We start from the raw sequence: 6238 nt of genomic DNA, 5'->3' as shown, positions 1-6238 counted from the left end.
AGGATTAATTTGCAATGAGCACTCTTACTACTAACTAACCAACTAAAAAGATCAAGGAACCAGGACAATTCAGTGCTCATTTAAAATGAGCAGTTTTTTCAGACCTCCTACCTCAGACCTCCTGCTTCAGGCCTCCTACTTCAGCCAACAGACAACCGCTAACTGATAACACATGTGCTATAATATTTTTCTTATTCGTTTACAGGCAGTTAGGTATTATTTGCAAATAAAAGTGGTGATAGGTTGTGTTGGGTGGTTTATTTTGTTACCTTTGCAACCCGCAGAGAAAGAGATGTGGGCTTGTTGTTTGAGAGTTTGGAGTTGAGATTGAGGGTTAAGGGGAGAGAGATATAGATGTAGAAAGGTTCCCAAAAAAAAACTTCAAATAAATTTTGGCAGAGTGGAAAATGTTTCTACCTTTGCAGTCCCAAACAAAACGGGAATACAAAAACAAAGCGAAGGGCGCGACGCCTGAGCTGATAAAAACTGAAAGATTTACGACCGGGAAACCGGAAGAAAATATAAGCTGCACCGTGAGGGAAAGCGCAACGTTCTTTAAAGAAATGTCAATTGAAGTATAATGAGTAATAAGATACTTGTTATTTTAAGTTAAATACGAAGATAGATATAATTAATACTAGTTCTATTTGAGATATAATAGGGCTAGGACAAACCAACATTTTACAATGGAGAGTTTGATCCTGGCTCAGGATGAACGCTAGCGGCAGGCCTAATACATGCAAGTCGAACGATACCAGAGAGCTTGCTTTCTGGGAAAGTGGCGCACGGGTGCGTAACGCGTATGCAACCTACCTTAATCAGGGGGATAGCCTCTCGAAAGAGAGATTAACACCGCATAAAATCACACTTCGGCATCGAAGAATGATCAAATATTTATAGGATTAAGATGGGCATGCGTGACATTAGTTTGTTGGTGAGGTAACGGCTCACCAAGACTACGATGTCTAGGGGATCTGAGAGGATGACCCCCCACACTGGTACTGAGACACGGACCAGACTCCTACGGGAGGCAGCAGTAAGGAATATTGGTCAATGGGGGCAACCCTGAACCAGCCATGCCGCGTGCAGGAAGACGGCCCTACGGGTTGTAAACTGCTTTTATACGGGAATAAATCACGCTACGTGTAGCGTGTTGAATGTACTGTAAGAATAAGGATCGGCTAACTCCGTGCCAGCAGCCGCGGTAATACGGAGGATCCAAGCGTTATCCGGATTTATTGGGTTTAAAGGGTGCGTAGGCGGCCTATTAAGTCAGGGGTGAAAGACGGTGGCTCAACCATCGCAGTGCCCTTGATACTGATAGGCTTGATTACACTTGAGGTAGGCGGAATGTGACAAGTAGCGGTGAAATGCATAGATATGTCACAGAACACCAATTGCGAAGGCAGCTTACTAAGGTGTTAATGACGCTGAGGCACGAAAGCGTGGGGATCAAACAGGATTAGATACCCTGGTAGTCCACGCCCTAAACGATGAATACTCGATGTTAGCGATATACAGTTAGCGTCAAAGCGAAAGCGTTAAGTATTCCACCTGGGGAGTACGCCCGCAAGGGTGAAACTCAAAGGAATTGACGGGGGCCCGCACAAGCGGAGGAGCATGTGGTTTAATTCGATGATACGCGAGGAACCTTACCCGGGCTTGAAAGTTACTGAAGTATCCAGAGATGGATGCGTCCGCAAGGACAGGAAACTAGGTGCTGCATGGCTGTCGTCAGCTCGTGCCGTGAGGTGTTGGGTTAAGTCCCGCAACGAGCGCAACCCCTATGTTTAGTTGCCAGCATGTAATGGTGGGGACTCTAAACAGACTGCCTGTGCAAACAGAGAGGAAGGAGGGGACGACGTCAAGTCATCATGGCCCTTACGTCCGGGGCTACACACGTGCTACAATGGGCAGTACAGAGGGCAGCTACCTGGTAACAGGATGCCAATCTCAAAAAGCTGTTCACAGTTCGGATAGAGGTCTGCAACTCGACCTCTTGAAGTTGGATTCGCTAGTAATCGCATATCAGCAATGATGCGGTGAATACGTTCCCGGGCCTTGTACACACCGCCCGTCAAGCCATGAAAGTTTGGGGTACCTGAAGTACGTAACCGCAAGGAGCGTCCTAGGGTAAAACAGATAATTAGGGCTAAGTCGTAACAAGGTAGCCGTACCGGAAGGTGCGGCTGGAATACCTCCTTTCTAGAGCGTGTTTAACTGCGCTCGTTATACTTCATTGATTTTCTTTATTAAAAAAACAAAAGACAACCCAAAAGATGAGCAGTTCATAGTGCTCCATTTTGAGACCGGGAATTGATAGTGGGGTGGCAATGAGAAGATCTCACTACTAATTACTCACTACTCACTACTCTTTACAGAGTCCCGTAGCTCAGCCTGGTTAGAGCACTACACTGATAATGTAGGGGTCAGCAGTTCAAATCTGCTCGGGACTACAAGTTTAGTTGGTTAGTGATTAGTTGTTAGTTGGTTAGATTTGATGAGGTTCATCCTTATTTCAGCGTTCAACCCTAACTACTAGAAACTAACTACTATATACTAACTAAGTACTCACTTTTCGGGGGATTAGCTCAGCTGGCTAGAGCACCTGCCTTGCACGCAGGGGGTCAACGGTTCGAATCCGTTATTCTCCACCATTATTAAGGAGCGAATTAGCAAATGCGTTAATGAGCAAATTAAAACAACACACCTGATCATGCGATATGATAGGTAATTGACATAACAGAAAGACACAGGAAATTGACCGCAGGGGTCTGAGAAATGGTTCGAGACCATAATTATCCACGTTTGAATAGTTAAGAGCTATTAGATATTAGGAACTAGATTTATCTAAAACTAACTACTAAAACTCAGTACTAATCAAAAACGTTCTTTGACATATTGGAAAAAAGTAATTGAAAGAGAAGACAACAGTAGAGGACTGGTTGTTAGTTATCAGTTATTAGTTATTAGTCGCAAGACGAACCAACTAACTACTAACTACGAATCAACTAAGCTCAAAAAAGCATTCTAACTGAGCAAAAGGCAGTTAGAAGAAGAAAGTAAGAAAGGGCACACGGGGGATGCCTAGGCTCTCAGAGGCGATGAAGGACGTGATAAGCTGCGATAAGCTTCGGGTATTAGCAAATATGAATTAATCCGAAGATTTCCGAATGGGGAAACCTAACTAGTTGAAGACTAGTTGCAATAATGCGCGAACCCGCTGAACTGAAACATCTAAGTAAGCGGAGGAAGAGAAAACAATAGTGATTTCCTGAGTAGTGGCGAGCGAAAGGGAAACAGCCCAAACCAGGTATGTTACGGCATAACTGGGGTTGTAGGACTACGACATGGTATATCAAAGTGAAGTGGAACAGGTTGGGAAACCTGGCCATAGGGCATGAAAGCTGCGTACACGTAAGCAATGATAACCTAGTAGGATCCTGAGTACCGCGAGGTCGGAGACGCCTTGTGGGAATCTACCGGCACCATCCGGTAAGGCTAAATACTCCTGAGAGACCGATAGTGAACTAGTACCGTGAGGGAAAGGTGAAAAGAACCGCGAATAGCGGAGTGAAATAGAACCTGAAACCGTGTGCTTACAAGCGGTCGGAGCAGACTTGTTCTGTGACGGCGTGCCTTTTGCATAATGAGCCTACGAGTTACTCCTCTCTGGCAAGGTTAAGTGATTAAGTCACGAAGCCGAAGCGAAAGCGAGTCTGAATAGGGCGTATAGTCAGAGGGGGTAGACGCGAAACCTTGTGATCTACCCATGAGCAGGTTGAAGGTGCGGTAACACGTACTGGAGGACCGAACCGATAAACGTTGAAAAGTTTCCGGATGACTTGTGGGTAGGGGTGAAAGGCTAATCAAACTGGGAAATAGCTCGTACTCCCCGAAATGTTTTTAGGAACAGCGTCGGCATTAAGTTTCATAGAGGTAGAGCTACTAATTGGGTGCGGGGGAGTCAAATCCTACCAAATCCAGATAAACTCCGAATGCTAATGAAATATGGCCGGCAGTGAGGCGCGGGGTGCTAAGGTCACGCGCCGAGAGGGAAAGAACCCAGACCATCAGCTAAGGTCCCCAAGTGTATACTAAGTTGAACTAACGAGGTCCGATTGCACAGACAGCTAGGATGTTGGCTTGGAAGCAGCCATTCATTTAAAGAGTGCGTAACAGCTCACTAGTCGAGCGATCGGGCATGGATAATAAACGGGCATTAAGTATATCACCGAAGCTATGGATGTGTATTTATACACGTGGTAGGGGAGCATTCTAATTGCAGTGAAGCTATACGCGTTAGCGGTGGTGGAGCGATTAGAAAAGCAAATGTAGGCATAAGTAACGATAAGGCGGGAGAGAAACCCGCCCACCGAAAGACTAAGGTTTCCTGATCAACGCTAATCGGATCAGGGTTAGTCGGGGCCTAAGGTGTACCCGAAGGGGGAAGCCGATGGACAATGGGTTAATATTCCCATACTTTTTATAACTGCGATGTGGTGACGGAGTAGTGACACTGCCGCGATCTGACGGAATAGATCGTTAAAAGGCGTAGGTATTGGACTGGTAGGCAAATCCGCCGGTCTAGCTGAAACCCAATAGTACTGCAAACCTTCGGGGGCGTAGATAGAGCAGGTAAACAGACTTCCAAGAAAACCCGCTAAGCTTCAGGTTATAAAAACCCGTACCGTAAACCGACACAGGTAGTCGAGGAGAGAATCCTAAGGTGCTCGAGTGAATCATGGCTAAGGAACTCGGCAAAATGGCCCTGTAACTTCGGGAGAAGGGGCGCTGGTAGCAATATCAGCCGCAGTGAAAAGGCCCAGGCGACTGTTTAACAAAAACACATGGCTTTGCAAAATCGAAAGATGAGGTATAAGGCCTGACACCTGCCCGGTGCTGGAAGGTTAAGAGGGGATGTTAGGAGCAATTCGAAGCATTGAATCGAAGCCCCAGTAAACGGCGGCCGTAACTATAACGGTCCTAAGGTAGCGAAATTCCTTGTCGGGTAAGTTCCGACCTGCACGAATGGTGTAACGATCTGGGCGCTGTCTCAGCCATGAGCTCGGTGAAATTGTGGTATCGGTGAAGACGCCGGTTACCCGCAACGGGACGGAAAGACCCCATGCACCTTCACTACAACTTAACATTGATATTGGATACAGGATGTGTAGGATAGGTGGGAGTTAGTGAAGCGGCTTCGCTAGGAGTCGTGGAAACAACCTTGAAATACCACCCTTTCTGTATACGGTGTCTAATCCGCCTACGGCGGAGACATTGTTTGGTGGGTAGTTTGACTGGGGTGGTCGCCTCCAAAAGAGTAACGGAGGCTTTCAAAGGTAAGCTCAGTACGCTTGGTAACCGTACGCGGAGTGCAATAGCATAAGCTTGCTTGACAGTGAGACAGACAAGTCGATCTGGGTCGAAAGACGGATATAGTGATCCGGCGGTTCTGCATGGAAGGGCCGTCGCTCAAAGGATAAAAGGTACGCTGGGGATAACAGGCTGATCTCCCCCAAGAGCTCATATCGACGGGGAGGTTTGGCACCTCGATGTCGGCTCGTCACATCCTGGGGCTGGAGAAGGTCCCAAGGGTTCGGCTGTTCGCCGATTAAAGTGGCACGCGAGCTGGGTTCAGAACGTCGCGAGACAGTTCGGTCCCTATCTGTTGTGGGCGTTGGAAGTTTGAGTGGGGCTGTCCTTAGTACGAGAGGACCGGGATGGACAAACCGCTAGTGAATCTGTTATGGCGCCAGCTGTACTGCAGAGTAGCTACGTTTGGAATAGATAAGCGCTGAAAGCATCTAAGTGCGAAACTAGCCACAAGATGAGACTTCCATTGAGGGCCGTAGAAGACTACTACGTTGATAGGTTACAGGTGTAAAGGTGGTGACATCATAGCCGAGTAATACTAATTACCCGAAGCTTTCTTCGTACAGGTTTTACTTGTACAAGGCAGATAGACTACGCAAGTAGTGTAAAATATATTGTTGTTTTCTTATTCAAGTACTTTTTTCCCTTATGTTAAGATATTATGAGTCAAAAGCGAAAAGCGAAAAGCAGAAAGCGTTCAAACGCCTTAATCTTTCGGCTTTCAGCCTCAAGCTCAAAGATCTTTAGGTGCCTATATCGGCGGTGTCCACCTCTTCCCATTCCGAACAGAGAAGTTAAGCCCGCCAGAGCCAATGGTACTGCCGTAACAGGTGGGAGAGTAGGTCGGTGCCCAATTTTAAAC

2 tRNA genes and 3 rRNA genes are annotated in these 6238 nt (G+C 46.7%); all 5 read left to right on the top strand.

Features of this window, described 5'->3' with window-relative positions:
* The first annotated feature begins 683 nt into the window (after positions 1-683).
* Positions 684-2205, top strand: a 16S ribosomal RNA gene (locus BLR27_RS18175).
* A gap of 176 nt (positions 2206-2381) precedes the next feature.
* A tRNA-Ile gene (locus BLR27_RS18170) sits at positions 2382-2456 on the top strand.
* A gap of 124 nt (positions 2457-2580) precedes the next feature.
* Positions 2581-2657: transfer RNA gene (locus BLR27_RS18165), tRNA-Ala, on the top strand.
* A gap of 398 nt (positions 2658-3055) precedes the next feature.
* Positions 3056-5938, top strand: a 23S ribosomal RNA gene (locus BLR27_RS18160).
* 181 nt (positions 5939-6119) lie between these two features.
* Positions 6120-6231 (top strand): 5S ribosomal RNA (rrf, locus tag BLR27_RS18155).
* The 16S, 23S and 5S rRNA genes sit together here with 2 tRNA genes alongside, the layout of an rRNA operon.
* The last annotated feature ends 7 nt before the right edge of the window (positions 6232-6238 follow it).

It is taken from the genome of Daejeonella rubra (assembly GCF_900103545.1).
Taxonomy (GTDB): Bacteria; Bacteroidota; Bacteroidia; order Sphingobacteriales; family Sphingobacteriaceae; genus Daejeonella; species Daejeonella rubra.
Note: the sequence above shows the minus strand (reverse complement) of the source record. Positions and strands in the feature narration are given on the sequence as shown.